Origin of the sequence: Mycolicibacter sp. MU0102 (assembly GCF_963378105.1) — a bacterium.
In the GTDB taxonomy this organism is placed as follows: Bacteria; Actinomycetota; Actinomycetes; order Mycobacteriales; family Mycobacteriaceae; genus Mycobacterium; species Mycobacterium holstebronense.
The window spans coordinates 1,043,372-1,068,507 of the sequence record NZ_OY726398.1 but is presented as its reverse complement, the minus strand read 5'-3'; the positions used below and the strand labels follow the sequence as shown (position 1 = coordinate 1,068,507).

Annotated in this window: 22 protein-coding genes, 1 tRNA gene and 1 pseudogene; 12 read left to right on the top strand and 12 right to left on the bottom strand. The window is 68.4% G+C overall.

The window, feature by feature from the left end; all coding sequences use genetic code 11:
* Positions 1-109 precede the first annotated feature (109 nt).
* Both sigC and RCP37_RS05055 read right to left on the bottom strand, forming a co-directional pair.
* Entirely contained in the window at positions 110-679 is a 570-nt protein-coding gene (sigC, locus tag RCP37_RS05060) for an RNA polymerase sigma factor SigC (RefSeq protein WP_308486942.1), read from the bottom strand.
* A gap of 123 nt (positions 680-802) precedes the next feature.
* A pseudogene (locus tag RCP37_RS05055) lies at positions 803-1,498 on the bottom strand (DUF2275 domain-containing protein); the annotation flags it as partial.
* A 132-nt stretch (positions 1,499-1,630) separates the two neighbouring features.
* Between RCP37_RS05055 and RCP37_RS05050 the strand changes: the two are divergent.
* Positions 1,631-3,148, top strand: a complete 1,518-nt coding sequence (locus tag RCP37_RS05050; RefSeq protein WP_308485886.1) for a PPE family protein — start codon at positions 1,631-1,633, stop codon at positions 3,146-3,148.
* A 91-nt stretch (positions 3,149-3,239) separates the two neighbouring features.
* Here RCP37_RS05050 and RCP37_RS05045 read toward each other — a convergent pair whose 3' ends face one another.
* The 3 genes from RCP37_RS05045 to RCP37_RS05035 are packed head-to-tail and all read right to left on the bottom strand — an operon-like array spanning position 3,240 to position 8,454.
* Positions 3,240-4,142 (bottom strand): nucleoside triphosphate pyrophosphohydrolase, encoded by a 903-nt coding sequence (locus RCP37_RS05045; protein ID WP_308485885.1) that lies wholly within the window; start codon positions 4,140-4,142, stop codon positions 3,240-3,242.
* A gap of 5 nt (positions 4,143-4,147) precedes the next feature.
* Positions 4,148-7,792, bottom strand: coding sequence for a transcription-repair coupling factor (gene mfd / locus RCP37_RS05040; protein WP_308485884.1), 3,645 nt, complete (start codon positions 7,790-7,792; stop codon positions 4,148-4,150).
* A gap of 59 nt (positions 7,793-7,851) precedes the next feature.
* Entirely contained in the window at positions 7,852-8,454 is a 603-nt protein-coding gene (locus RCP37_RS05035; protein WP_024442510.1) for a TetR/AcrR family transcriptional regulator, read from the bottom strand.
* Positions 8,455-8,599: 145 nt separating this feature from the next.
* On the opposite strand from RCP37_RS05035, the gene RCP37_RS05030 reads away from it, so the two are divergent.
* The 7 genes from RCP37_RS05030 to RCP37_RS05000 all read left to right on the top strand — a co-directional run bounded on the left by RCP37_RS05030 (position 8,600) and on the right by RCP37_RS05000 (position 13,027).
* Positions 8,600-8,671: transfer RNA gene (locus RCP37_RS05030), tRNA-Gln, on the top strand.
* Between the two features lie 57 nt (positions 8,672-8,728).
* Entirely contained in the window at positions 8,729-10,234 is a 1,506-nt protein-coding gene (gene glmU, locus RCP37_RS05025) for a bifunctional UDP-N-acetylglucosamine diphosphorylase/glucosamine-1-phosphate N-acetyltransferase GlmU (RefSeq protein ID WP_308485883.1), read from the top strand.
* Positions 10,235-10,343: 109 nt separating this feature from the next.
* Positions 10,344-11,330 carry a ribose-phosphate diphosphokinase gene (locus tag RCP37_RS05020; protein WP_308485882.1) on the top strand — a complete coding sequence of 329 codons (987 nt, stop codon included), beginning with the start codon at positions 10,344-10,346 and terminating at the stop codon, positions 11,328-11,330.
* Position 11,331: 1 nt separating this feature from the next.
* A complete protein-coding gene (arsC, locus tag RCP37_RS05015) occupies positions 11,332-11,676 on the top strand; it encodes an arsenate reductase (glutaredoxin) (RefSeq protein ID WP_308485881.1) in 345 nt (114 codons plus the stop codon).
* Positions 11,673-12,329 (top strand): LpqN/LpqT family lipoprotein, encoded by a 657-nt coding sequence (locus tag RCP37_RS05010; RefSeq protein ID WP_308485880.1) that lies wholly within the window; start codon positions 11,673-11,675, stop codon positions 12,327-12,329. The genes arsC and RCP37_RS05010 overlap by 4 nt, the downstream gene beginning before the upstream one ends.
* Before the next feature lie 57 nt (positions 12,330-12,386).
* Positions 12,387-12,755, top strand: a complete 369-nt coding sequence (locus RCP37_RS05005) for a heme-binding protein (protein ID WP_308485879.1) — start codon at positions 12,387-12,389, stop codon at positions 12,753-12,755.
* Positions 12,755-13,027: a hypothetical protein gene (locus tag RCP37_RS05000; RefSeq protein ID WP_308485878.1), complete on the top strand. Its 273-nt coding sequence runs from the start codon at positions 12,755-12,757 to the stop codon at positions 13,025-13,027. The genes RCP37_RS05005 and RCP37_RS05000 overlap by 1 nt, the downstream gene beginning before the upstream one ends.
* Positions 13,028-13,037: 10 nt before the next feature.
* Here RCP37_RS05000 and RCP37_RS04995 read toward each other — a convergent pair whose 3' ends face one another.
* Positions 13,038-14,426, bottom strand: a complete 1,389-nt coding sequence (locus tag RCP37_RS04995) for a DUF1254 domain-containing protein (RefSeq protein WP_308486941.1) — start codon at positions 14,424-14,426, stop codon at positions 13,038-13,040.
* 96 nt (positions 14,427-14,522) lie between these two features.
* On the opposite strand from RCP37_RS04995, the gene RCP37_RS04990 reads away from it, so the two are divergent.
* The 3 genes from RCP37_RS04990 to pth all read left to right on the top strand — a co-directional run bounded on the left by RCP37_RS04990 (position 14,523) and on the right by pth (position 16,763).
* Complete coding sequence (locus RCP37_RS04990; protein ID WP_308485877.1) at positions 14,523-15,395, top strand: oxidoreductase; 873 nt, start codon at positions 14,523-14,525, stop codon at positions 15,393-15,395.
* 138 nt (positions 15,396-15,533) lie between these two features.
* Positions 15,534-16,166 carry a 50S ribosomal protein L25/general stress protein Ctc gene (locus tag RCP37_RS04985; RefSeq protein WP_308485876.1) on the top strand — a complete coding sequence of 211 codons (633 nt, stop codon included), beginning with the start codon at positions 15,534-15,536 and terminating at the stop codon, positions 16,164-16,166.
* A 12-nt stretch (positions 16,167-16,178) separates the two neighbouring features.
* Positions 16,179-16,763, top strand: coding sequence for an aminoacyl-tRNA hydrolase (gene pth, locus RCP37_RS04980; RefSeq protein ID WP_224975645.1), 585 nt, complete (start codon positions 16,179-16,181; stop codon positions 16,761-16,763).
* An 80-nt stretch (positions 16,764-16,843) separates the two neighbouring features.
* Here the strand turns inward: pth and RCP37_RS04975 are convergent, their stop codons facing one another.
* The 3 genes from RCP37_RS04975 to RCP37_RS04965 all read right to left on the bottom strand — a co-directional run bounded on the left by RCP37_RS04975 (position 16,844) and on the right by RCP37_RS04965 (position 21,234).
* A complete protein-coding gene (locus RCP37_RS04975) occupies positions 16,844-18,478 on the bottom strand; it encodes a fatty acyl-AMP ligase (RefSeq protein ID WP_308485875.1) in 1,635 nt (544 codons plus the stop codon).
* 250 nt (positions 18,479-18,728) lie between these two features.
* On the bottom strand, positions 18,729-19,691 hold the full coding sequence (locus RCP37_RS04970; RefSeq protein ID WP_308485874.1) for a 4-(cytidine 5'-diphospho)-2-C-methyl-D-erythritol kinase: 963 nt from the start codon (positions 19,689-19,691) through the stop codon (positions 18,729-18,731).
* Between the two features lie 76 nt (positions 19,692-19,767).
* On the bottom strand, positions 19,768-21,234 hold the full coding sequence (locus tag RCP37_RS04965; RefSeq protein WP_308485873.1) for a PE-PPE domain-containing protein: 1,467 nt from the start codon (positions 21,232-21,234) through the stop codon (positions 19,768-19,770).
* Positions 21,235-21,366: 132 nt separating this feature from the next.
* Here RCP37_RS04965 and RCP37_RS04960 point away from each other — a divergent pair, with 132 nt between their 5' ends.
* Positions 21,367-22,206 carry a serine/threonine-protein kinase gene (locus tag RCP37_RS04960; RefSeq protein ID WP_308485872.1) on the top strand — a complete coding sequence of 280 codons (840 nt, stop codon included), beginning with the start codon at positions 21,367-21,369 and terminating at the stop codon, positions 22,204-22,206.
* Here RCP37_RS04960 and rsmA read toward each other — a convergent pair.
* The 3 genes from rsmA to RCP37_RS04945 all read right to left on the bottom strand — a co-directional run bounded on the left by rsmA (position 22,122) and on the right by RCP37_RS04945 (position 25,132).
* On the bottom strand, positions 22,122-23,063 hold the full coding sequence (gene rsmA / locus RCP37_RS04955) for a 16S rRNA (adenine(1518)-N(6)/adenine(1519)-N(6))-dimethyltransferase RsmA (RefSeq protein ID WP_308485871.1): 942 nt from the start codon (positions 23,061-23,063) through the stop codon (positions 22,122-22,124). The genes RCP37_RS04960 and rsmA overlap by 85 nt on opposite strands.
* Positions 23,045-24,163: a resuscitation-promoting factor gene (locus RCP37_RS04950; RefSeq protein WP_308485870.1), complete on the bottom strand. Its 1,119-nt coding sequence runs from the start codon at positions 24,161-24,163 to the stop codon at positions 23,045-23,047. The genes rsmA and RCP37_RS04950 overlap by 19 nt, the downstream gene beginning before the upstream one ends.
* Positions 24,164-24,286: 123 nt before the next feature.
* Complete coding sequence (locus RCP37_RS04945) at positions 24,287-25,132, bottom strand: TatD family hydrolase (protein WP_308485869.1); 846 nt, start codon at positions 25,130-25,132, stop codon at positions 24,287-24,289.
* Between the last annotated feature and the right edge of the window lie 4 nt (positions 25,133-25,136).

Below are 25,136 nucleotides of genomic sequence, written 5' to 3'. Positions count from 1 at the left end.
TTCCGCCCGCGCGTGTCGCAAAAATTGCTTCCACCAGCGTGAATCCAGCCGAGTCTATGCGGCAGTTCCAGCTTCGACTCTCCTGCGTCGAGCCTCGCTAAATCGCCGACTAACCAGTCAGCTCACCGCGTTCCGGATCGGCCAGCAGCGCGTCACGTGCACGCGCAACCCGGGATCGAATGGTGCCAACCGGACAACCGCAGACCGCCGCGGCGTCGGCATAGGACAGCCCGAACAGTTGAGTCAGCAGCAGTGCCTCGCGCTGATCGGCCGACAGGCCGGCGATCAACTCGGTCACCTCGACCACGTCTTCGAAACCGCGGGTGGGCCGATCGCGGTCCAGCAGCAGCTCCGGGTCGGCGCCCGGTGCGGTGCGCGGACGCGCCTTGAGGTAGCGAATGTGGTCGGCCACCACCCGCCGTGCGATGGCCAGCAGCCAGGTCCGGGCACTGGAACGGCCGGCGAACCGCGGGATCGCTCCGATCGCCCGCAGGAAGGTCTCCTGGGTCAGGTCGTCAGCACTGGCACCGTCGAAGAGGTAGGCCACGAATCGCCAGACGTCGTGCTGTGTGGCCTTGATGAAGGCCTCCAGGGCACGGGCATCTCCGGCTGCGGCGGCAACGGCGAGGGCGGTGACAGCATCGTCGGGGTCGCCTTGGACCCGCTCTGCTCCCGCCATGAACATCCACCTTAGACCGGGGGTCGCGACGCTATTACGACGCATGGTCGTAGAGCTGTCGGAGTGGTTGACCGACCGTAGATGACGCCGGCGACCGCGACCCGCGCCCGCCGCCGGGGCAGCCCCGTCAGCGGCGCCGTCGGCGTCCCACCGGGCCGGGCGCGGACCTGCGCCACCCATGCGTTGACGGGCCACCAGCAAAGCAAATGCCAAGCCGATCAACACCGGCAGGTGGCTGGCGATCCGAGCGGTCGTCACCTGACCGTGGTAGGCGTCGAGAGCCACATAACCGCCCAATGCCAAGGCATATACGCCGGCGATCGCGGCAACACCGGCGGCCACGGACGGCCAGATACCGGCGGCGATCATGGCGCCGCCGAGCGCCAACAACCACGCGGTGGACTCATGCAGCAAATGCGCTCCGGTGGCCGCGCCGTGCCCGTGTCCGTGCGCCGACACCATGCCGAAGTCCACGCCGGCGATCTGGATAGCCGCCATCGCCACCTGGAGCACCCCGACGGCAATGAGCGCGGGCCGTCGAAATCCCCACCGCGACCAGAGGCTGTCGTCGGCGTTCTCGGCGGTGATCGATGTCACCCCGGCGGCCGCCAGGATCTGGGCGGCCAGGTCAGGGCCGGTGTCGGCGTCGGTGTCGCTGTTGATGTCCGTGAGCCGGCGGGCCTGGGCGGCAGCGCCGACCAGCCAGCGCCGGCAGCTGCGGCACGATGCCAAGTGCGCATCGACCTGCTGCGCCGGCAGCTCCTGCTGCTCGCCGTCGAGCAGCGACGACAGGGTCTCGCGCACTACCTCGCACCGCATGCCGACATAGTCGCTCATTCGGAGCCCGGATACAAAGATTCGTCTGCAGGGAACCAAACCGGGCCACGCCGCGACCAATTGGTTGACCGAACAAGATCGAGATCGCCGGTAATCGGGAAGGAGGTGCGTTCGATGACCGCACCGGTCTGGCTGGCGTCGCCGCCGGAGGTGCACTCGGCGCTGCTGAGCGCCGGGCCCGGACCCGGTCCGCTGCTGGAATCCGCGTCGGCCTATTCGGCGATGAGCGCGGAATACGCCGAGGTGGCCGCCGAACTCGACGCGGTACTGGCCGGAGTGCAGGGTGCCTGGCAGGGCCCCAGCGCCCAGCAGTACGCGGCCGCGCACGCCCCGTATCTGAGCTGGCTGGCCGAGAGCGCCGCCAAGAGCACCGCTGCGGCCGGTCTGCACCAGACCGCGGCCGCGGCCTACACCGCCGCACTGGCCGGCATGCCCACGCTGGCAGAGCTGGCCACCAACCACGCGGTGCACGCCACGCTGGTGGCGACGAACTTCTTCGGCATCAACACCGTCCCGATCGCGCTGAACGAAGCCGATTACGCCCGCATGTGGGTGCAGGCCGCGGAGATGATGACCGTCTACCAGGGCGTCGCGGGAGCGGCGCTGGCCTCGGTTCCAGTAGCGACGCCCGCGCCGCCGATCGTGGCCCCGGGGGCCGCTGAGGCCGCTGCCGCCCCCAGTTGGGAACAGCAGCTCAAGGACCTGATCACGCAGTTCAACATGGGCTTTGCGGACCCGATCGCCAAGTGGCTGTGGGCGCAGTTGGGTGTCGACGGATATCCGATCGAGGCGTTTCCGTTTGCCAGCTCGGTCACCCAGATGCTGCTGGGGATCCCGGGGATGTCCCCGATTCTGGCGGGGGCATTGGGCTGGTTCACTTTCCACACGCTGATGCTGTTGTGGCCGCTGGGCCAGATTGCAGTAATGATGGCGATCCCGATCGTGATGGCCGCGGCGCCCGCCCTCGCCGCTGCCGCCGGGCTCGGTGCACTAGGCGCGATCGGCGCGGTCGGGCTCGAGCAGGCCGTCGAGCCGACCCCGCCGATGCCGGTGGGCGGCAGCGTCGGCGCCCCGGTCGCCGCGGGCGCCCCGGTGCCCGCGGGAGCCGAGGCGTGCGCCTGCGCGGACCCGATCTCCTCGGCCGGCCCCACCGCTCCGGCCACCGCGGGTGCCGGCATGCCGGCCGGCGGCGGCGTGGGTGGCGGACCGGGTGTCGGATTCGGGCCGACCTCCTGCCTGTACCTGGTGAGCAGTGTCTCCTCGTCGGCGCGCAGCTCCAGCGGTGCGCGACGTTCCCGCAGTGCCGACGAAGAGGCGTCCGAGAGCCAGGGCGCTCCCGGTGAAGCCACGGCGCAGGCGCTGGCCGCCAAGCGCCGGCAGCGGCAGCGCGCAAAGCAGCGCGGGTTCGGCGACGAATACATGGATATGAACATCGGTGTGACGCCGGAGTGGGATGGGCCCGCGGGCGCGGCAAGCGCCTCGGATTCCGGTACCGGCCCGCTGGGCTTCGCCGGCACTGCGACCGGGACCAGCCGTCAGGCTTCCGGGATCGCTGTGCTGACCGGTGAGGGGCTTGACACCGAGCCGCGGGTCCCGATGCTGCCGGGCAGTTGGGGCGAGAACCCGAACTGATCGGCTCCGCGAGACTGACGTTTTGCAGCGAAAGTACGAGTAGGCGCCGGCAAAACGTCGGTTTCGGCGCAAGAGTGCCGGGGCGCCCGCGTTAGAGCTGCGGCCAGTGGGCGCGCCACTGCTCTTCGGTGGGCTCGCCGATGACCGCCTTCTCCACCGACCGGACGGTGTCCATGAGTTCCAAAACCGCTGCCCGTAAGTCGTTTTCGGCATCGGTGTCGGCGGCCACCGTGACGGTGGTGACCGTCTCGGGGATCAGATCTGCCGGCACGCCGGCGCGGGCGAGCCGCTGCAGCACCTTTTGAGCCAATGCCAAGGCCGGCTGCGCGGTCGGCACATCGTCGAGAATCGACTCCCTGAGCTTGATCGCTGATTTCTCTAGGGCCTTGCGCTCTTCCCACTGCGCCACCTGCTCGGCCAGCGAGATCTCCTCGCCGGCGAGCACCGCGGGCGCCCGATTGGTCAGCTTGCGCAGCAGCGAATCCGCGACGTCGTCGATGCCGAACGGCTTCTCCAACGCATCCTCGGCGATGCGGGCGTGGAACAGCACCTGCAAAAGCACGTCGCCGAGCTCCGCGCACAGTTCGTCGGCATCGCCGCTGCGGACCGCGTCGAACAGTTCGTAGGTCTCCTCAAGCAGAAACCGGCGCAGCGAGTCGTGGGTCTGCTCGCTCTCCCACGGGCCGGTGCTGCGCAGCCGGTCCATGATCGCGACCGCGTCGATCAGCCGCTCCCCCGCCGGCGCGTCCGGCGCCGCGATCAGAGCCTCTCCGGCCTCCAGGCGAGCGACCACGTCGGGATGGTTGCGGTCCGAGGACAGCAGCACCGGGGCTTGCGCGTCGGAGGCACCGACGAGCACCGATCGTGCGGCCGGCAACGACCACGGCACCACGATCGGCAGTTCCTCCGTGTAGACGACCTCACCTGCGAGCAACGCGAGGGCTTCGACCGGGACAAGCGAGGGTCGGCGGGGGTCGACCAGGACGACGGTCATCGTGGTTACCGTACTGCGGGCACCGCGCCGGCGACGTCGATAAGGCCCTGCGGCTTGCCGTCCAGTGCCGAGATCAGATCGGCCACCATCTGGACGAGCTCGACGTCGCGGATACGGGGCGCACCGACGGGCGCGCCGGCACCGCCGGCACGCGGGATCGGGACCTGGATGGTGGCGGTGGTAGCGCGGTAGCTGGCCGACGGGTGCATCCGCTTGAGCCGCAACTGGGCGGAGTCCGGCAGCGTCATCGGGGCCAGCCGCAGCGTCGTCGCCGACGCCGCGGACACCTCGGTGATCCCGGCGGCGCGGCACAGCAGCCGCAGCCGGGCCACGGCCACCAGCCGGCCGGCCGGCTCGGGAAGTGGCCCGTAGCGGTCGGTGAGTTCCTCGATCACTGCGGCGATCTCGTCGTCGCCGGGGGCCGCGGCCAACCGGCGGTATGCCTCCAGCCGCAACCGGTCGGAGTTGATGTACTCCGGCGGCAGGTGCGCGTCGACCGGCAGGTCGATCCGGACGTCTTTGACCTCTTCGGTGGTGATCGTCTCGCCGTTGAAGGCCGCCCGGTATGCCTCGACCGCCTCACCGACCAGCCGCACGTACAGGTCGAAGCCCACCCCGGCGACGTGCCCGGACTGCTCCACGCCCAGCACGTTGCCGGCGCCGCGAATCTCCAGGTCTTTCATCGCCACCGCCATGCCGGCGCCCAACTCGTTGTTCTGGGCGATGGTGGCCAGCCGGTCGTGGGCGGTCTCGGTCAGCGGGCTCTCCTTCGGGTAGAGGAAATAGGCGTAGCCGCGCTCCCGGCTGCGTCCCACCCGGCCCCGCAGCTGGTGCAGCTGCGAGAGCCCGAAGGTGTCGGCGCGTTCCACGATCAAGGTGTTGGCATTGGAGATGTCCAGGCCGGTCTCGATGATGGTGGTGCACACGAGGATGTCGTATTCCCGGTTCCAGAAGCCCTGCACCGTGGTTTCCAGCATTTCTTCGGGCATCTGGCCGTGCGCCACGACCACCCGGGCCTCGGGCACCAGGCCGCGCACCCGGGCGGCGGCCGCGTCGATGGAGCTCACCCGGTTGTGCACGTAGAACACTTGGCCGTCGCGCAGCAACTCGCGGCGCAGCGCGGCCGCGACCTGCTTGTCATCATGGCCGCCGACGTAGGTCAGCACGGGATAGCGGTCTTCGGGCGGGGTGAGGATCGTCGACATCTCCCGGATGCCGGCCAGGCTCATCTCCAGGGTGCGCGGGATCGGGGTGGCGCTCATGGTGAGCACGTCGACGTGGCTGCGCAGTGCCTTGATGTGTTCCTTGTGCTCGACGCCGAACCGCTGTTCCTCGTCGACGATCACCAGCCCCAGGTCCTTCCAGCGCACCCCGGTCTGCAGCAGTCGGTGGGTGCCGATCACCACGTCGACGGAGCCGTCGGCCAGGCCGTTGACGGTCGCCTTGGACTCTTGGGCGTCGGTGAACCGTGACAGTCCCTTGACGGTGACCGGGAAGCCGGCCATCCGGGTGCTGAAGGTCTGCAGGTGCTGGTCGGCCAGCAGCGTAGTGGGCACCAGCACCGCGACCTGCTTGCCGTCCTGTACTGCTTTGAACGCCGCGCGCACCGCGATCTCGGTCTTGCCGTAGCCGACGTCGCCGCAGATCACCCGGTCCATCGGGACCGGCTTCTCCATGTCGGCCTTGACCTCGCCGATGGCGGTGAGCTGGTCCATGGTCTCGGTGAACCCGAACGCGTCTTCCATCTCGGCCTGCCACGGGGTGTCCGGGGCGAACGCGTGGCCGGGCGCGGCCTGACGTTTGGCGTAGAGCGCGACGAGTTCGTCGGCGATCTCACGGACCGCCTTGCGGGCTTTGGTCTTGGTCTGGCTCCAGTCGCTGCCGCCCAGGCGGCTCAGCGCCGGGGCTTGGCCGCCGACGTAGCGCGACAGCTGATCCAGCGAGTCCATCGGCACATAGAGCTTGTCGGTACCGTTGGCGCCGCGCTTGCCTGAGGCGTACTCCAGCACCAGGTATTCGCGCCGCGCCCCGCCGACGGTGCGCTCGGTCATCTCCACGAACTTGCCGATGCCGTGCTGGTCGTGCACCACCAGGTCGCCGGCGGTCAGCGCCAGCGGGTCCACGGCGTTGCGTCGCTTGGCCGCCAGCCGCTTGCCCTCCGGCCCGCTCACCCGGTTGCCGGTCAGGTCGGCCTCGGTCACCACGACCAAGTTGGCGCCGGGGATGACCAGGCCCTCGTGCAGCGGGCCCTTGAGCACCCCGACCACCCCGGGCTGCGGGGTTGCGCCCGCCTCCAACAGCGTTGCCGCAGTCTCGGATTCGGCCAACTGCTCCACGATTCGGCGTGCCGTGCCGACGCCCGGCGCGACCACCGCCGCCCGTCCCCCGGTCGCGATGTGCGCGCGCAGCATGGCGAAAATCTCGTCGATATCGCGCTGCCGGCCCCGGGCCGACGGCGACGGGCGCACGTCGAGTTCGGTCGCGTCCGGGTCGGGCAGCTGGCTCAGCGTCCACCACGGATGCCCGGTGTCGAGCGCCGCCTGGCGCACCTGCGCGAACTCCCGGAATCCCGAACCACCGAGCTGCTCGATGTCGATCGGCGCCTCGCCGCCGATCGCGGCGACCGACCAGGACGCCTCCAGGAATTCGCGCCCGGTCTTGATCAGGTCGGCGGCGCGGGCCCGGACCTTCTCCGGATCGCAGACCAGCACCGGGGTGCCCGGGCGCAGCTGATCGGTCAGCAGCGCCTGCGGGCCGGGCCGCAGCACCGGACTCAGCGCCTCCATCCCGTCGACCGGGATGCCCTCGGCCAGCTTGGACAGCATCTCACCGACGGTGCCCAACACGGCGTTCTCGGTGTGCGGCTGATCGCGGGCCAGCTCGGCGGCGCGTGCCCGCACATCGTCGGTGAGCAGCAGCTCCCGACAGGCCACCGCGACCACGGTGCCGACCTCGACTTCGGGGATGGAGCGCTGATCGGCCACCGAGAACGGCCGGATCTCGGTTACCTCGTCACCCCAGAACTCGATGCGCACCGGATGTTCGGCGGTCGGTGGGAACAGGTCGAGGATGCCGCCGCGGACGGCGAACTCGCCGCGCTTGCCGACCAGATCCGCCCGGGTGTAGGCCAGCTCGACCAGCCGGGCGATCACCGCCTCGAACGGGACCTCGTCACCGACGGCAAGCATGACGGGCTCGATCGCGTCCAGTTGGCCGGTCATCGGCTGCAACAGCGATCGGGCCGCGGTGACCACCACCCGCAGCGGCGGCCCCAGACGGGTGTCCTCGGGCTGGGCCAGCCGGCGCAGCAGCAGCATGCGGGCGCCGACGGTGTCCACCCCGGGCGAGAGCCGCTCGTGCGGCAGCGTCTCCCAGGACGGGAACAGGGCCACCGTGTCGCCGTAGACGCCGCGCAGCTCCGCGGTCAGGTCGTCGGCTTCGTGGCCGGTGGCGGTGACCACCAACAGTGCGCCGGTGCGGGCCAGCGCGGCGGCGGTGAAGGGCCGGGCACCGACCGGACCCACCAGCGCAAGTTCGGCGGGCGGATCGCCCGCACGCTCGATGAGCTCGGCGAAAGCCGGCGCGGTCAACGCCAGGTCTACGAGCCCCGCGATCGGGTTTTGGACAGTCTGGTACCCCGGTGCGGTCATGATGTGGGCAATTCTAGGCGGTGTGGCTCAGGCCGACGATTTGCGTTGCGGTACAGGCCTTATTCGTCGTGCAGGGTCGGATCGGACTCCAGGTGAGTCAGCCCGTTCCAACACAGGTTGACCAGGTGCGCGGCCACCACTTCCTTCTTGGGTTCGCGTACGTCGAGCCACCATTGGGCCGTCATCGACACCGAACCGACCAACGCCTGGGCGTACAGCGGCGCGGTCTCCGGGTCCAGGCCGCGCTTGGCGAAGTCGCCGGCCAGAATCGACGACACCTGGCCGATCGCGTCGTTGAGCAGGGTCGAGTAGGTGCCGGAGCTGATCGACGCTGGCGAGTCGCGGATCAGGATGCGGAATCCGTCGGTGTGCTCGTCGACATAGGTCAGCAATGCCAGCGCGACGCGCTCCACCCGCAGCCGGGACTGGTTGTTGGTCGCCTTGGTCAATGACGTGGTGATGCCGTCCAGCAACGCCGACATCTCGCGGTCGACCACCACGGCGTAGAGGCCCTCTTTGCCGCCGAAGTGCTCATAGACGACGGGCTTGGAGACGTTGGCGCGTTGCGCGATCTCCTCGATGGAGGTGCCCTCATACCCGCGTTCGGCGAACAGCGAGCGCGCGACATCGATGAGTTGGTGACGGCGCTCGCTACCTGTCATCCGGGCTCGAGGCGCCCGGCCGTCCTTGTCCAGACCAGCCACGCGACCAGGGTAGTCCGTTGCACTAGACCGGATTGTCCGACTTCTTACTCGGGCCGCGGGCGGCCCTCGCCGTCGTCGGACTAAAGTCACTGCGGAACACCGATCCGTCGTGGTGTAATCGGCAGCACCTCTGATTTTGGTTCAGATAGTTCAGGTTCGAGTCCTGGCGACGGAGCTCAGATTTGTCCCACCCCTTTGCCGCGAGCGTGCGCAGAATGACAGGCTAGGCGGCGTGTCGACGTACAACCACGCTCCCTCGAGCCCGGATGCCGGCCAGGACGCCGTCATCGTCTTGGCGGCCGGAGCCGGCACCCGGATGGTCTCCGACACCCCCAAAGTGCTGCATGAGCTGGGCGGTCGCAGCATGTTGGCGCACTGCCTGCAGGCGGCCGCCGGCGTCGGGCCCCGCCACTTGGTGGTGGTGTTGGGCCACGAGCACGAGCGCATCACCGGGCCGGTTGCCGAGCTGGCTAAGGCCCTGGACTTTCCCATCGACATCGCCCTGCAAGACCAGCAGCTCGGCACCGGGCACGCGGTGCTGTGCGGTCTGGCAGCCCTGCCGGACGCCTTCACCGGCACCGTCGTCGTCACCTCCGGTGACATCCCACTGCTGGACACCGCCACGCTGCAAGCGCTGATCGACACCCATCGCACCGCCCCGGCCGCGGTCACCGTGCTGACCACCACGCTCGCCGACCCCACCGGCTACGGCCGCATCCTGCACACCCAGGACGGGGAGGTCACCGCGATCGTCGAACAGGCCGATGCCACCGAGTCGCAGCGGGAGATCCGCGAGGTCAATGCCGGGGTGTACGCCTTCGACATCGCCGCGTTGCGTTCCGCGCTGGGCCGGCTGGGCTCCGACAACGCCCAGCACGAGCTGTACCTCACCGACGTGATCGGCATTGTCCGCGGCGACGGCCAGGTGGTGCACGCCCGCCATGTCGACGATGCGGCATTGGTGGCCGGCGTCAACGACCGGGTGCAACTGTCCGCGTTGGCCGGCGAACTCAACCGCCGCCTGGTGGCCACCCATCAGCGGGCCGGCGTCACCATCGTCGACCCCACCACCACTTGGATCGACGTGGACGTGACCATCGGGCGCGACACGACGGTTGCGCCCGGAACCCAGCTGCTCGGCCGCACCGCCGTCGGAGCGCACTGCACGATCGGCCCCGACACCACCTTGGCCGACGTCACGGTGGGCGACGGTGCGTCGGTGATCCGCAGCCACGCCACCTCGTCGGCGATCGGCGCCGGTGCGACGGTCGGGCCGTTCACCTACCTGCGTCCCGGCACGGTGCTCGGTTCCGACGGCAAGCTGGGCGCCTTCGTCGAGACCAAGAACTCCACCATCGGCACCGGGACCAAGGTTCCGCACCTGACCTACGTCGGCGACGCCGACATCGGCGACCACAGCAACATCGGCGCCTCGAGCGTGTTCGTCAACTACGACGGCCAGACCAAACGGCGGACCACGGTCGGCTCGCACGTGCGCACCGGCTCGGACACCATGTTCGTCGCGCCGGTCACCATCGGCGACGGCGCCTACACCGGCGCCGGGACGGTGGTGCGCCACGATGTGCCGCCGGGCGCATTGGCGGTCTCGGCCGGCCCGCAACGCAACATCGAGAACTGGGTACAGCGCAAGCGGCCCGGCAGCCAGGCCGCTTCGGCGGCCGAGTCGGCGAATAACGCCGAAGAAGCCGACCAGACTCCACCCGATCTGTCATCGTGAGCTTGATCGCGTTGAGGCGGCCCGAGGCGAAATCGCGCACCGGGCTACGTACCATAAGGCCCGAGTTAACTCGACCGAAATCCACAATCTCCTACTGCGGGGGCAGCACGTGAGCCACGACTGGACAGACAATCGCAAGAACCTGATGCTCTTCGCTGGTCGTGCGCACCCGGAGTTGGCTGATCAGGTCGCCAAAGAACTGGACGTACCGGTTACCGCGCAGACCGCCCGGGACTTTGCCAACGGCGAGATCTTCGTGCGCTTCGACGAGTCCGTGCGCGGCTGCGACGCCTTCGTTCTGCAGTCGCACCCCGCGCCACTGAATCAGCACCTGATGGAACAGCTGATCATGATCGACGCGCTCAAGCGGGGCAGCGCCAAGCGGATCACCGCGATCCTGCCGTTCTACCCGTATGCCCGCCAGGACAAGAAGCACCGCGGCCGCGAACCGATTTCGGCCCGCCTGGTCGCCGACCTGCTCAAGACGGCCGGCGCCGACCGAATCGTCACGGTGGACCTGCACACCGACCAGATCCAGGGCTTCTTCGACGGCCCGGTGGACCACATGCGGGCCCAGCCGCTGCTGTGCGGCTACATCCGGGACAACTACCTCAACAACGGCAAGGACGTCGTGGTGGTCTCCCCCGACTCCGGCCGGGTGCGGGTCGCCGAGAAGTGGGCGGACTCGCTGGGCGGCGTGCCGCTGGCGTTCATCCACAAGACCCGTGATCCCCGGGTGCCCAACCAGGTCAAAGCCAACCGGGTGGTCGGCGAGGTCGCCGGCAAAACCTGTGTGATCACCGACGACATGATCGACACCGGTGGCACCATCGCCGGGGCGGTTGGCCTGCTGCGCGAGGCGGGAGCAGTCGACGTGGTGATCGCCGCCACCCACGGCGTGCTGTCCAGCCCGGCATCCGAGCGGTTGGCGGCCTGCGGGGCCAGCGAGGTGATCGTCACCAACACGCTGCCGATCACCGAGGACAAGCAGTTCCCGGCGCTGACCGTGCTGTCGATCGCTCCGCTGCTGGCCAGCACCATCCGGGCGGTGTTCGAAAACGGCTCAGTCACCGGGCTTTTCGATGGGGATGCCTGACATGGCTGACGCGGTGGTCTATCACAACCCGCGCTGTTCGACCTCACGCAAGACGCTGGAGCTGCTGCGCGAGAACGGTATCGAGCCGACGGTCGTGGAGTACCTCAAGACCCCGCCGTCGCGTGCGGAGCTGGCGGAGATGATCAGCGCCGCCGGAATCGGTGTGCGCGACGCCGTGCGTACCGGCGAAGCGGTGTACGCCGAGCTGAACCTGGCTGAGGCAACCGATGACGAACTGCTTGACGCGATGGCCGCGAACCCGATCCTGATCCAGCGGCCGTTCGTCGTCACCGGTAACGGCACCCGGTTGGCCCGTCCGATTGACGCGGTCCGCGAGATCCTGTGACCCCGCTGCGCTTGACGGTCGCGGCATTGGCGTGCGCGGTCCTGGCCAGCACCACATCCGGATGCGGCACTAAAACCCCTGACTATCAGTCGATTTGGGGCAACGGCACCACGACCACCACCTCGTCGGAGCCGGAGGCACCAGTCAGCGTCGGCCGATACCTGGAGGACCAGGGAGTGGCCGCTGAAGCGGTCGCGCCCAACGCACCGACCGACCTGACCGTGTCGATCCCCACGCCGCCGGGCTGGACGAAGAAAGAAAACCCGATGCTGCCGGCCACCACACTGGTCCTGGGCAAGGGCGAGAAGTTCCCCCGGGCGATTTTGAGTGTGGTCAAGCTCAACGGGAAATTCGACTCGAAGGAGGCCATCCGGCACGGTGTGGTCGACGCCCAGCTTTCACCGAACTTCCGGCTGCTGGACGCCTCCAACGAGGACTACCAAGGCTTCCCGTCATCGATGGTGCAGGGCACCTACGACATGGATGGTCAACGCCTGCACAGTTGGTTCCGGATGGTGATCGCCACCGGTTCAGCGCCGGCCGAACAGCGTTACCTGGTGCAGTTGGCGGTCACCGCGCCCGCCGATGAGGCACCCAAGAACGCCACCGACGTCGAGGCGATCATGAAGGGCTTCACCGTCGCCGCGAAGTGACCCCCACCGGCCTCGGGTCTTGTTAAAGTGACGCACCCGCCTGAAGGGAGTTCCGCCATGTCCCTCGATCGCCTCTCATCGCTGAGCCTGACCGGCCTCGGCGTAGCCGCCGTCGCGACCGGTCTGCTGGCGCCGGCCGTGGCGCTGGCCGACCCGCAGCCCGGCTGCACCGCCGCCGACATGGCCAACGTGGCCACCGGCGTCGCCGCCTCGACGTCGGGTTACCTCTACGCACATCCGGACGTCAACGAGTTCTACACCGGCCTGCACAACCGGCCCGATGACGAGGTGCCCGAGGCAGTTCGCAGCTTCTTCGCCGACAACCCGCAGGCCCACTCCGACCTGTTGGGGCTGCGCCAGCCTCTGGCCGACTTCCGCGCCCGTTGCGGATTGCCCCAGCCCGAGCGCCCACTGCTGGACCAGTGATGGCACGCCGGATGTGGGTCGTCGCGGCACTGGCCCTGACCAGCCTGCCGGGCGCCGTGGTCGTGTTCACCCCGGCCGGTACCGCCAGTGCGGGCTGCGTCGGCGTGGGCCGCAGGGTGTATGTCAGCGGATGCGCCGACCCGGTGCCACCGCCGGCCTACTACGCGCCGCTACCCGAAGACGTGCCTCCGCCGCCTCCGCCGCCGCCTCCCCCGGTCAACACCTGCGTGGGCTACAACGGCCGTTGGGTGCACGCCAACAACTGCAACTAAGCGAACCCGCCTAGTTTTTCACCGCCTTCGGCGGTGCCCAGGTGCCGCCCAGCGCTTCTTCCTTGGGCCAGTACAGCCGCAGGATCATCTGGAACGGCCCCTCCGGTGCAGGCAGCCAGTTGGTTTCCTTGCCCGCGCCCGGGGACTTGTTCTGCACGTAGACGGTGATTCCGCCGTCGGGATCGCGGGTCAGATCCGGCAGCATCGGCGAGTTGATCAGATACCGGTTGATCGGGTTGGCCACCAGCAGGCTTTCGGGCATCTTGTACATGGTCAGCGACCAGAACGAGTTGACCGGTGGCAGCTGTCCGGGCGCGAACCGCAGGGTGTAGCCGTTGGCGCCGCTCAGCGGGGCGCCGTCGGAGTCCACCGCGACCACCGGATAGATGGCTTCCTCCGCCGAGTTCCCGTAGATGCCCAACACCGCCCCGGCCATCCGGTAGAGGTAGTTGCCGTGCAAGAACTCCCGGGTGCCGAACAGCTGAGCCGAGGTCACCTGCCCGGTGTCCAGCTTGTCCTTCTTGAAGGCATTCTGTTCGGCCCAGGCGTCGGCCATCCCGGCCTGGACGGCGTCGCGAGCCTCGGCGCTGAGTTCATCGGCGTTGAAGGAGCCGTCGGGGCCGATGCCGATGCTGGCGAACCGGGCCCGCAGGTCCTGCTCCCCCGGTAGTACCGGCGCGTACTTCAGGATGAAGCTCAAGATCTCGAAGAACTTCGGTGAGGTCTTCTGTTCCTCGGGTGTCAGCGGCGCGATGAAATCCACCGGCGGGGCGCTCACCGCGGGTTGCTTGAGGTAGGCCGACAGTGGCTCCACGGTGTAACCGGCCTGGATCTTCTTGACGTTGTCGATGTCGGCGGGGTCGAACAGCTGAGTGCGGTAGATCACCAGCCCGAAGCCGGTGTCGGAGCGGATCACCTCGTCGACGCCGTCAGGCTTGTCGCCCTGCCAACCGGGTCCGGCCAGCAGGTACTTGCCGCCGCCGTTGCCGGTCGTGCGGCTGCCCACGTAGGCGTAGTTGGCCGTGTAGGCATCGATGAACTGCAGCGAGTAGTAGCGGCCAGCCTCGATCGGCGGCACGGTGAGTACCAACGGCTCGGCTCGCAGGTCAGTGCCCAGCATCGTGTAGGGCGTATCGGAGTTCGGCGTCTGCACGGTGGTGTCATCGGGGGTGTAAACCCTTGCAGTGCTGTGCGTCTGGTTCCAGTCACCCTTGTACTGCGACCCCGCCTTGTCGACGAAGTAGGCATGCTGGATGCGGTAGGAGTCCACCATCGGGAAGCCGTAGACGTAGGCCTCCTTGGCGATCTGACGGACCTGATCGGCGGACTGGGCCGGCGCCGGGCCGGCGGGCTCGGTCGACTGCCTACCACCGCAGCCGCTGACTGCGGCCAGCATCATGACGATCAATCCGAAGGTGGTCCATTGCTTCACGTCGCTCCTCCAGTCCGATCGGCATCCCGGCACACGGGGGCGCGCCTCGTTAGAGTGTCAGCCATGGCCTCCTGGTCCGCCACCGATCTGCCGTCGTTCGCCGGGCGATCCGTCATCGTCACCGGAGCCAACAGCGGTCTGGGGGCCGTGACCGCACGCGAATTGGCCCGAGTCGGCGCCGCCGTCACACTGGCCGTCCGCAACACCGCCAAGGGCCAGGCCGCCGCGGCGGGGATGCCCGGTGACGTGACGGTTCGTGCCTTGGATCTGGCGGACCTGTCCTCGGTGCGGCGATTCGCCGACGAGACCACGGCCGTCGATGTGCTGATCAACAACGCCGGCATCATGGCGGTGCCCTACAGCAAGACCGTCGACGGTTTCGAGAGTCAGATCGGCACGAACCACTTGGGTCATTTCGCGCTGACCAACCTGCTGTTGCCCAAACTCACCGACCGGGTGGTGACGGTGTCCTCAGCCCTGCACCGGATGGGCTACATCAGCCTCAAGGACCTGAACTGGGAGTCGCGACGGTATTCGGCGTGGTTGGCCTACGGCCAGGCCAAGCTGGCCAATCTGCTGTTCACCAGCGAACTGCAACGCCGGCTCGTGGCCGCGGGTTCACCGCTGCGCGCGCTGGCCGCCCATCCCGGCTATTCGAGCACCAACCTGCAGGGCCAGACCGGCAATCGGATCGGCGACCTGGCGATGCGCACCTTCGGCAACGGCCTGTTCGCCACCAGCCCCGACTTCGGGGCACGCCAGACCCTCTATGCGGCGTCGCAGGACCTGTCCGGCAATACCTTCATCGGTCCGCGTTTTGGCATTGTCGGCCGCAGCGGATCGGTGGGCCGCAGCCTGTTGGCCAAGCGCGGGTCCACGGCCGCCGAGCTGTGGGAGCTGTCTGCGCAGCTCACCGGGGTTCAATTTCCGCTCTGAGCTGCTGATGCGCTAGCCTGACCAGGCGTCACGGCGAGGGCGGCCACCATTTGGCCGCCGTTATCGACGAGGACCTCCTAGATGGTTGTCGCGATCTGGCCGTGCCTCATGCACGCCGTAGCAACCAAGGAGTTCCCCATGGCTAAGACCCCGACCACCAACCAGCTGACCGTTTCGGTGCGGACCGAGACCGGCAAGGGCGCCTCGCGCCGGGCCCGCCGCGCAGGCCGGGTCCCCGCGGTCCTCTACGGCCACGGCACCGAGCCGCAGCACCTGGAGCTTCCGGCCCACGACTTCGCGGCCGTGCTGCGCCACTCCGGCACCAACGCCGTGCTCACCCTCGACATCGAGGGCAAGGAGCAGCTGGCGCTGACCAAGGCTCTCGAGATCCACCCGATCCGTCGCACCATCCAGCACGCCGACCTGCTGGTCGTGCGTCGCGGCGAGAAGGTGACCGTCGAGGTCAACGTCGTCATCGAGGGCGACGCCGCTTCCGGCACCCTGGTGACCCAGGACGCCACCGCCGTGGAGATCGAGGCCGAGGCGCTGTCGATTCCCGAGCAGCTGACGGTCTCCATCGAGGGCGCCGAGGCCGGCACCCAGTTCACCGCCGGCAGCCTGGAGCTGCCCAAGGGCGTGAGCCTGGTCTCTGACCCCGAACTGCTGCTGGTCAACGTGATCGAGGCTCCGAGTGCCGAGGAGCCGGCCGAGGCTGCGGGCGAGGAAGCCGGCGCGGAGGCCGCCGGGGACGCGGCCGCCGAGTCCGAGTAAGCCGAGCACCGCGTGGCCGAGTCACCACCGATCCTGGTGGTCGGCCTGGGCAACCCCGGCCCGACCTACGCCCGCACCCGGCACAATGTCGGCTTCATGGTCGTCGACCTGCTCGCCGAGCGGATCGGGTCGGCGTTCAAGCTGCACAAGAAGTCGGGTGCCGACGTGGCCACCGGGCGCCTGAGTGGGCGCTCGGTGGTGCTGGCCCGGCCACGCTGCTACATGAATGAGTCGGGCCGCCAGGTGGGCCCACTGGCCAAGTTCTATTCAGTGCCCACCGGCGGCGTCGTGGTGATTCACGACGATCTCGACCTGGACTTCGGCCGGATCCGGCTCAAGCAGGGCGGCGGCGAAGGCGGTCACAACGGCCTGCGATCGATCGCGACCGTGTTGGGCAGCAAGGACTTTCAGCGGGTCCGTTTCGGGATCGGCCGGCCGCCCGGCCGCCAAGATCCGGCGGCGTTCGTGCTGCAGGCGTTCACCGCCAAGGAGCGCGACGAGTTACCGACGATCTGCGAGCAGTCCGCCGATGCCACCGAGTTGCTGATCGAGCTGGGGCTGGAACCGGCCCAGAACGTCGTCCACGCCTGGGGCTAGCGGGCCGAGTGTGAAATCGGCGACGCGTTCACGGAGTGTCGCGTCGCCAGATTCCGACTCGCGGTGGAGGCTGCCGCGCCCTAGGTGACCAGGGCGACGGAGTTGGCCCGCCGCAGCTTGCCCGACGGCGTCTTGGGGATACTGCCCGGCCCGAGCACCACCACGTTGCGGGGCCGCATGTCGACCTCGGTGACCACCTCATGGGCGACCTGGTGTTCGATGCGACGTACCTCGACCGGGTCCTGCCAGGCGTTGGATTCCACCGCGACCGCGAACGTCTCCCGCGAGTGCCCGGCGTCCAGGCGCACCGCGACCGCACAGCCCGGGCGCACGCCCTCGACGCGGCCGGCGGCCCGCTCGATGTCGGTCGGGTAGATGTTGCGGCCCGCCATGATGATGACGTCCTTGACGCGGCCACACACCACGACGTGGCCGTCCTCCATCTGGTAGCCCAGGTCGCCGGTGTCATACCAACCGTGCTCGTCCTGCGCCGGCAGGAAGCCCGCCATGGTCAGGTAGCCCGGGGTCACCGGCTCACCGCGCAGCTGGATCACTCCAACCCCGCGCGGCGGCAACGAGTTGCCGTGCTCGTCGACGATCCGGATCTCGATGCCCTCCAACAGCGGTCCCAGCGAAGCCAGTCGCCGGGTGTTGCCCTTGGTGGCGGGCACCGCTTGACGCAGTGCGGCCAGCAGGTCGGCGTCGACCTCGTCGACCACCAGGCCGGCATTGCACTTGGAGAAGGACACCGCCAAGACCGTTTCGGCCATGCCGTAGGCCGGCAGGATGGCGGTCGGGTTCAGCCCGAACGGTTTACCGGCGTCGATCAGGTCCTCGACGTCTGCCGGCTCCACCGGCTCGGCACCAGAGAGCGCGAACCGCAGCGTGGACAGGTCGAACTGCCCCGGCGTGGCCTGCTTGCGCAGCCGCTTGGCGAACAGCGCGTAGGCGAAGTTCGGGGCCGCGGTCATGGTGCCCTTGTACTTGTCGATCAGCTTGGCCCACAGCAGGGTGTCCCGCAGGAAGTCCATCGGGGTGATCTTGACCAGCTCGGCGCCGAAGTACATCGGCACGGTCAGGAAGCCGATCATGCCCATGTCGTGGAAGCACGGCAGCCAGCTGACCATGACGTCCTTCTCGACGTCGTACTCGGCGCTGATGAACATCGCCTCGGCGTTGGAGTAGATGTTGCGGTGGGTGATCTGCACGGCCTTCGGCGACCCGGTCGAGCCCGAGGTCAGCTGCATCAGCGCCAGATCGTCTTCACCGGCTTCTTCCGGCTCGATCGGTTCGGCGTCCAGCAGGTCAGCGACCGTGACGACCTTCAGGCCCTTCTCGGCCAGCACGGGGGCCGCGGGCATGAAGGGGTCGGAGATGATGATCGCCTTGGCGTCGATCATGTCGACGACGGTCATGGTGTCCTCGGCCCACACCGCCAGGTCGGTGCGCGGGGTGGGCTGGTGCAGCATGGTCAGGCTCGCGGCGCGCATCCACACGCCCTGGGCGGTGGGGGCGATTTCGACAGGGGCACCGGCTAGGACGCCGACGGCGTCTCCCGGGCCGACGCCGGCCGCAGCCAGCCCGCCGGCGATACGCCGGGCGCGTTCATGGACCTCGGCCCAGGTGTGCCGGACAGGTGTGTGCGGCTCACCGGTAACCATGCCCTTGGACGACTCCCGGGCACTACGGAACATATTGTCGGTAAACCTGCTCACGACGGCCTCCTAGCCGGCACCAGTACATTCCATACGGGCTCAGATTTCATGTTCCACCTGCTGTTGACCACTCCGCGAGAGGCACACGCACACAATTCGGTGGCGGTTAGATCTCGATACCGTAATGCGCGGCCCACCAGAGCGGCGAGCGTCTGGGTGGCAAGGTTGTCCTGGCCGCAAATAATCACCGCGGGCCATCTTAAACTCCTCTTAATCCGCGGGCAAATCTGCCAGCGGAGCGGGGTCTCGGTCAGGCCCCACTGACCGACGACGGCACCACCCGGGCGCCGTAGACCGGACCGCTGGCCACCCGCACCGCCCGTCCCGCGCCGAGCGCCGACAGCTCGACGGCGACATCGGCCGCCGACTGCGCTGAGCTGCACAGGAATGCACACGTCGGTCCGGATCCGGACACCACACCGGCCAGGGCACCTGCCTGAACGCCGGCCCGCAAGGTGCGGCGCAGGTCAGGGTTGAGGCTGATCGCCGCCGCCTGCAGGTCATTGCCGAGCAATCCGGCCAGCCGCTGGGAGTCGCCGGCGGCCAACGCGGCCAGCACCGGCTCGGGATCGCCCGACTCGGGCAGCTTGCGCCCGGTCTCGCGCAGCCGATCCAGTTCTTTGAAGACCGCCGGCGTCGACAGCCCACGGTCGGCGAACGCCAGCACCCAGTGGAACGTCTCGCGGGTGAGCACCGTCGCCAGTTCCTCGCCGCGACCGGTGCCCAACGCCGTGCCGCCGTGCAGCGCGAACGGCACGTCGCTGCCCAGCCGGGCGGCCAGCGAGTGCAAGTCGCGACGCGGCACGCCCAGTTCCCACAGCACATTCATGCCGACCAGCACCGCTGCGGCGTCGGCGCTGCCACCGGCCATGCCGCCGGCCACCGGAATGGACTTGTCGATGCTGATCGCCACGTCCGGGGCCCGGCCCACGTACTCGGCCATCAGCTCGGCGGCCTGCCACGCCAGGTTGCGCTCATCGGTGGGCAGCACGTCGGCGCCCTCGCCGCTGACTCGCAACGACAAGACGTCGGCGTCGCGGACAGTCACCTCGTCGACCAACGAAACCGCATGGAAGACGGTGGTCAGCTCGTGGTAGCCGTCATCGCGACGGTCACCGACGGCCAGGTAAAGGTTCAGCTTGCCCGGTACCCGCACGGTGACCGAACCGGTCGGGGACCACTCGGTCGCGGTATTGCCGTCGGATGCGGTCACGCCGATGAGACTATCGGGCTACGGCGGCTCCGAGGAGCCGTAGTACCCCGGGCTCCGGGCCGAGAATCCCTACCGATCAGGAGAACAGGGCCGAGAAGTCGGCGCTGATCGAGCTGAAGGCATTCATCAGGACCTCCACCTCGAACCCGCCGGCCATGGTGACCAACCCGGTGGTGGCCGCCATCGGCATCCCGATCGCCCCCACCAGGTCACCCGACATCAGCTCGTTGAAGAACAGGCTCGTGCCGTAGGCCGGCAGCGTGGTGATCAGCGAATTGATGATGTCGGCCGTCGGCAGCAGGGTCGCGTACAAGGTGGCCGCGGCACTGCTGAGGGTGTTGACCACATCCATCAGACTCGGCAGGCTGAAGTCCGCGGGGCCGCCGCTGTCCAGGCCGAACAGGTCAGTCGCGCTGCCAGACCCGATGTTCTGCAGGTCGGCGATGAAGTCGTTCCAACCCTGCTCGGCGCCGTTGGCCAGGGCGGTGAGTACGTCCATCGGGTTGACGTCGGGGAACAAACCGAACGGGGTGGAGATGTCCGCCGGGCCCTGATCCCAGCCGTGCTCGATGTTGCCGTAACCGAGGTTGATCAGCACCCGCAGCGCCGGCTGCACCAGGTCCGCGAACGCGTCGCCGAATGCGTTGCCGCGCAACAGCGCCAGCAACGGCAGGTCGTCGGTGGGGATCATGAAGTACTGGTTGCTGCCGGTGTAGTCACCGGAGGTGTCCAGCTCGATGGCCGTCGCAAGCTGGGCGTCGGTCAGTGTCGGGTAGGTGCCGTGGATGAACATGATGCCCAGGAAGGCGTTGATGTCGGCCAGGAAGTTCAGCGGGTACTTCGGGAAGTCCGCGAAGCCGTCGTATTCCTGGATGTAATTGACTGTCTCCCATGGCGTCTCAGACGGGGCACCCCCGCTGAACGTGACGCCGAGGGCGGGCAAGCTCAGCGGAACCCCGGGAACGTCGAAACGGGCCAGCAGGCCGCCGTTGGGGTTGGCCGGGCTGCCCAGCGTCACGAAGGAAAGCTCGTCGGAGGTCGGGCGCTCGTCCTCGGGCAGCGCCAGCAGCTGGTCCATCACCAGCCCGTTGATCACACCACTCTGCGAATACCCCAGTACGACAAGGTCATTGCCCTTGCCAACCTCTTCCATGATCTTCTGGTACAAGATGGTGGAACCCTGGGCCAGCGAGGTGTCCAACGGCAGCGTCTTCACACCGGTCAGCGGGTAGAGACCCTCCGGGGTGAACAACGGGTTGGTGGCGTCCACATGGAAAGTGGGCTGACCCTCGAACTTCGGGGTCGCAGGCGAGATGAACCGATCGGTCAGGGCGGCCAGGTACTGCGGCGGCGGGATCGGCAGCCCACTGCCGCCCATGATCCACGACTCGGTGTCCAGCAGAGTGGTCTCGGCGACCACCGTCTTGGCGGTCGCGGCCAGCGCCGGCGACACCACGGGAGCGACGCCCAATGCCGCAATGGCGGCCAGGGTCAGAGGCACCGCGCCGATAGAACTCAGGTTGCGATGGGACAGAGTTGTCATGGCGGCCTCCCGGGGTGACGTTATGGGGACGATTATCACCTCGCACCAGCGAAATGTCATCGATTTATAGCGATTCGATCATGTTACTCTCAGTTTTCTGCGAGGTAGCTGTGCGCGCCCTAATCTGAGGTCATGAACGGAGCCGACGTCGACTACGGCGGCTACCTGATCGAGCGCGAGATCGGCCGCGGCGGGCACGCCGGGGTCTATTTGGCCCACCACCGGGACGACCCCGGCCAAGCCGTGGCATTGAAGGTCCTCGACGAGTCGCACCGCTCCCCCGCCGAGCAGGGCCGGCTGGACCGCGAGTTCGCGTTCGCGAGCGCCCTCAAGCACCCCCACATCGTCGCGGTGTACCGGCACGGGCCGTTCTGGTTGGCAATGCAGTATGTCGACGGCGGCAAGGCGACCGGCCTGCGCACGCTGCAGGACCGCCTGGCCGCGCTGACCCAGATCGCCGGTGCGCTCGACTACGCGCATCGTCGCGGCATCGTGCACAGTGACGTCAAGCCCGCCAACATCCTGATCCATGCCGACTTCGGCCGGGGCGGGGCGGTACTGATCGATTTCGGGGCGGCCCACGCCGTCGTCGAAGACGTGTGGCACCGGGCCCGGAGTTCCGAAAACCCCGAGGTCTCGTTGCCCTACACCGCGCCGGAGATCCTGCAGGGCAAGGCCCCGTCGGCGGCCACCGACGAATACGCTCTGGCCTGCACAGCGGTCGAACTGCTCACCGGAGCGCCGCCCTTCCCCGCTCAGTGCGCAGCCGATCTGGCCGATGCGCACCTGCGGCTACTACCGCCGCCCCTGTCCGACACGCTCGGTCCGGCGGCGCGAGCCGCCGACGTGGTGGTGCAGCGCGCGCTGGCGAAGTTTCCGGCGCGCCGCTACGAGTCCTGCGCCGACTTCGTCGAGGAGTTGTCCCGCGCACTGCTGTCGCATGCAGGGCCGCCCAAGCCTGTCGAGACCTGAAGCAGGCGCACGAAATCGTCGATCGCCAGTGTCTCGCCGCGACTCATCGGATCGATGCCCGCAGCCTCCAACAGCTCGGCGGACCGCGCTCCCGATCCTGCCCAGTCGGCGAATGCGTTGCGAATAGTCTTGCGGCGCTGGGCAAACGCGACGTCGATCAGGGTGAAGACCTGTCGACGAAATGCATCATCGACCGGCCACGGCGCGGCGTCGTACCGGTCGATACGCACCAGTCCGGAATTCACCCGCGGCACCGGCCAGAACACGCTGGGCGGCACCGTGCCGCAACGGCGCACCGCACCAAAGAACCTCGCCTTGGCGCTGGGCACCCCGTAGTCCTTGCCGCCCGGATCGGCGGCCAGTCGCTCGGCCACCTCCAACTGCACCATGACCGTCACAGTGCGGATGGAGTCGAACTCCGACAGCAGGTGCAGCAACGCCGGAACCGCCACGTTATAGGGCAGATTCGCCACCACCGCCGTGGGCGCGGTCGACACCTGGTCGCGACGCAGGGTCAAGACATCGGCGCCGAGTACCTCGAGCCGGGCCGCGTCAGCGGGTGCGTGTTCGGCGATGGTCTGCGGTAATCGGGCGGCCAGCACCGGATCCTTCTCGACGGCGATCACCGTCGGGCCGTGTTCGAGCAACGCCAGGGTCAACGAGCCCAGTCCAGGACCGACCTCGAGGACATGGTCGTCGGCGGTGATACCGGCGCCGTCCACAATCCGGCGCACAGTGTTTGCGTCGTGGACGAAGTTCTGCCCCAGCGATTTCCGGGGCCGCAGGTCGAGTTCGTTTGCCAGGGCCCTGATGTCACCGGCCCCGAGTAGCCCGATGGTCAGCGCCTCCCGCTGCACACTGGCCAGGCGCCCCAGCCTTGGCGTGCCTGGGTGACCTCCGCGATCGCGATCTGCTCTTCGCGGGTAGCCATATCTGCGCGCGGCGCGTACTTCAGACCGCCGTTGGCCACCCACGTGCCGTAGTCGAACTGCACGCCGCCGTAGAAGCCGTTGCCGGTGTTGATCGCCCAGTTTCCGTGCGACTCACAGTTGGCGATGCGGTCCCAGGCCGCTCCGTACACCGACGGCGGAACCTCGGTGCCGGGCTTGGCGCCGACCCGCAGTACCGAGTCGCGGGCCGGGTCCACCACTGCGTTGGCGACCGGCAGGCGGCCGGTCTCGGCGCCGTTGACGGTCGCCACCGAGTAGGTCACGTCCTGGGTGCCCGGGGTGCCCGGGTCCTCGACGACCTGCCGGCTGACATTCATGGTCGGGTCTTCGATGCGACGGGCCGGTGGGGGCAGCGGCACCCGCTCGGTGACCTGCTTGACCCGAATCCGCGTCACCTGGATCGCCATGCCCTCGGTGACCGGGGTCGATGCCGCCGGGATGACCTTGTCGGCCTGCTCCAGCGGGGCGCCGTCGGCGGCCAGCAGTTCGGCGACATTGGGCGCGGCCAGGTGCACGGTGCGCACCACTCCGCCGTCGTCGATCGTGACGGTCTTGGCGCTGACGACCGGCAGCGCCATACCGGCCAGCGGGACGCGGCTGCCGCGCGACGCTGCAGCGGGGGCGGTGTCGGTCATCGAGAGCTGGGCCAGCGCCTCGTCCACCGAGAGCGCCGTCGTCCACACCTGCTGAGGCTCGCGCCCGTCCAGCGACACCTGCAGGGGCCGGCCGCGACGGACCATGATCGTGTCGGAATCGTGCACGTGCGCGTTGCGGGCGGGACTCACATCGTCGCGCTCGCCGAGGTCGAAACCGTTCTCGGAGACGACGTCGATCACCCGCGACCGCATGGTGGTGACGGTGATCGGGGTTCCGTCAACGTCCAGCGTCACGGTCTTGGCACTGGCGACCGCGAAGCCGCCGGCAAAGGTCAGCACCAGCAACAAAGCGCCGACCAGAAGCCGCAGCATCGGCGATGGCGCCTGATGCAGCCTGGTCAAAGCGTTCAAGTCAGAAAACCTCACGACGTCGAAGACACAGCAAAGGGGCAGCGGCTCTGCCCCCCAGGTTCGATAACGGAACGGTAACGAACCTGACACGCGGTCGGCAACCAAATGTGACCTGCTCGACCTTCAGCCCAGCCCATACACCCGCCGGGCGTTGCGATTCGTGACCTGCGCCAGCTCGACTGCCGATCTGCCCAACAGCTCAGCCAGCGCTCTGACAGTGTATGGCAGACAATAGGGCTCGTTCGGTGAACCGCGGTACGGATGCGGAGTCAAAAACGGCGCGTCGGTCTCCACCAGCAACTGCGTATCCGGAATCAATGCCGCTGCTTCCCGCAGGTCACGGGCGTTTTTGAAGCTGACCGTGCCGGACAGACTCAATATCCAGCCGGCGTCGATGCAGGTGTGAGCCATCTCCGGGCCCGACGAGAAACAGTGGAAGATCACCGTCTCGGGGGCGCCTTCGGCGCGCAGCACATCGAGCACAGCGGTGTCGGCGTCGCGGTTGTGGATCATCAGCGGTTTGCCCGTGCGTTTGGCCAGGTCGATGTGCCAGGCGAAGGCCTCGCGCTGGGTCTGCGGGTCCGCGCAGCCCTCTAAGCGCCCGGGCCAATACAGGTCCATGCCGGTCTCCCCGACCGCCACCACCCGCGGGTGGGCGACCAGCGCCTCGATCTCGGTGCGGGCCGCCTCGGTCAGGGTGCCTGCCCGGGTCGGATGCAGCGCGACCGCCGCATAGACCCGATCGTCGGCGTCGGCGGCCTGGGTCACCCAGCGAGCCGACGCCAGGTCGTCGGCCACGGTCACCGCCGCCTGCACCCCGACCGCGGCGGCCCGGTCCATGATCGCTCGCACCGACGCGGCGTCGGAGCCCCCGCACGCGTCGAGGTGGGTGTGGGCGTCGACCAGCGGACTGAGCTCCTGCGGTGCGGGCGGCGGAGTTTTGGCTGATCGTTTCGAGCTCACCCGCACACAA

What these genes read in the sequence shown, in the direction of transcription:
- sigC (WP_308486942.1), bottom strand. Translation starts at nt 679, where the DNA reads ATGGCGGGAGCAGAGCGGGTCCAAGGCGACCCCGACGATGCTGTCACC.
- RCP37_RS05050 (WP_308485886.1), top strand. Translation starts at nt 1,631, where the DNA reads ATGACCGCACCGGTCTGGCTGGCGTCGCCGCCGGAGGTGCACTCGGCG.
- RCP37_RS05045 (WP_308485885.1), bottom strand. Translation starts at nt 4,142, where the DNA reads ATGACCGTCGTCCTGGTCGACCCCCGCCGACCCTCGCTTGTCCCGGTC.
- mfd (WP_308485884.1), bottom strand. Translation starts at nt 7,792, where the DNA reads ATGACCGCACCGGGGTACCAGACTGTCCAAAACCCGATCGCGGGGCTC.
- RCP37_RS05035 (WP_024442510.1), bottom strand. Translation starts at nt 8,454, where the DNA reads ATGACAGGTAGCGAGCGCCGTCACCAACTCATCGATGTCGCGCGCTCG.
- arsC (WP_308485881.1), top strand. Translation starts at nt 11,332, where the DNA reads ATGGCTGACGCGGTGGTCTATCACAACCCGCGCTGTTCGACCTCACGC.
- RCP37_RS05005 (WP_308485879.1), top strand. Translation starts at nt 12,387, where the DNA reads ATGTCCCTCGATCGCCTCTCATCGCTGAGCCTGACCGGCCTCGGCGTA.
- RCP37_RS05000 (WP_308485878.1), top strand. Translation starts at nt 12,755, where the DNA reads ATGGCACGCCGGATGTGGGTCGTCGCGGCACTGGCCCTGACCAGCCTG.
- RCP37_RS04995 (WP_308486941.1), bottom strand. Translation starts at nt 14,426, where the DNA reads ATGATGCTGGCCGCAGTCAGCGGCTGCGGTGGTAGGCAGTCGACCGAG.
- RCP37_RS04990 (WP_308485877.1), top strand. Translation starts at nt 14,523, where the DNA reads ATGGCCTCCTGGTCCGCCACCGATCTGCCGTCGTTCGCCGGGCGATCC.
- RCP37_RS04985 (WP_308485876.1), top strand. Translation starts at nt 15,534, where the DNA reads ATGGCTAAGACCCCGACCACCAACCAGCTGACCGTTTCGGTGCGGACC.
- RCP37_RS04965 (WP_308485873.1), bottom strand. Translation starts at nt 21,234, where the DNA reads ATGACAACTCTGTCCCATCGCAACCTGAGTTCTATCGGCGCGGTGCCT.
- RCP37_RS04960 (WP_308485872.1), top strand. Translation starts at nt 21,367, where the DNA reads ATGAACGGAGCCGACGTCGACTACGGCGGCTACCTGATCGAGCGCGAG.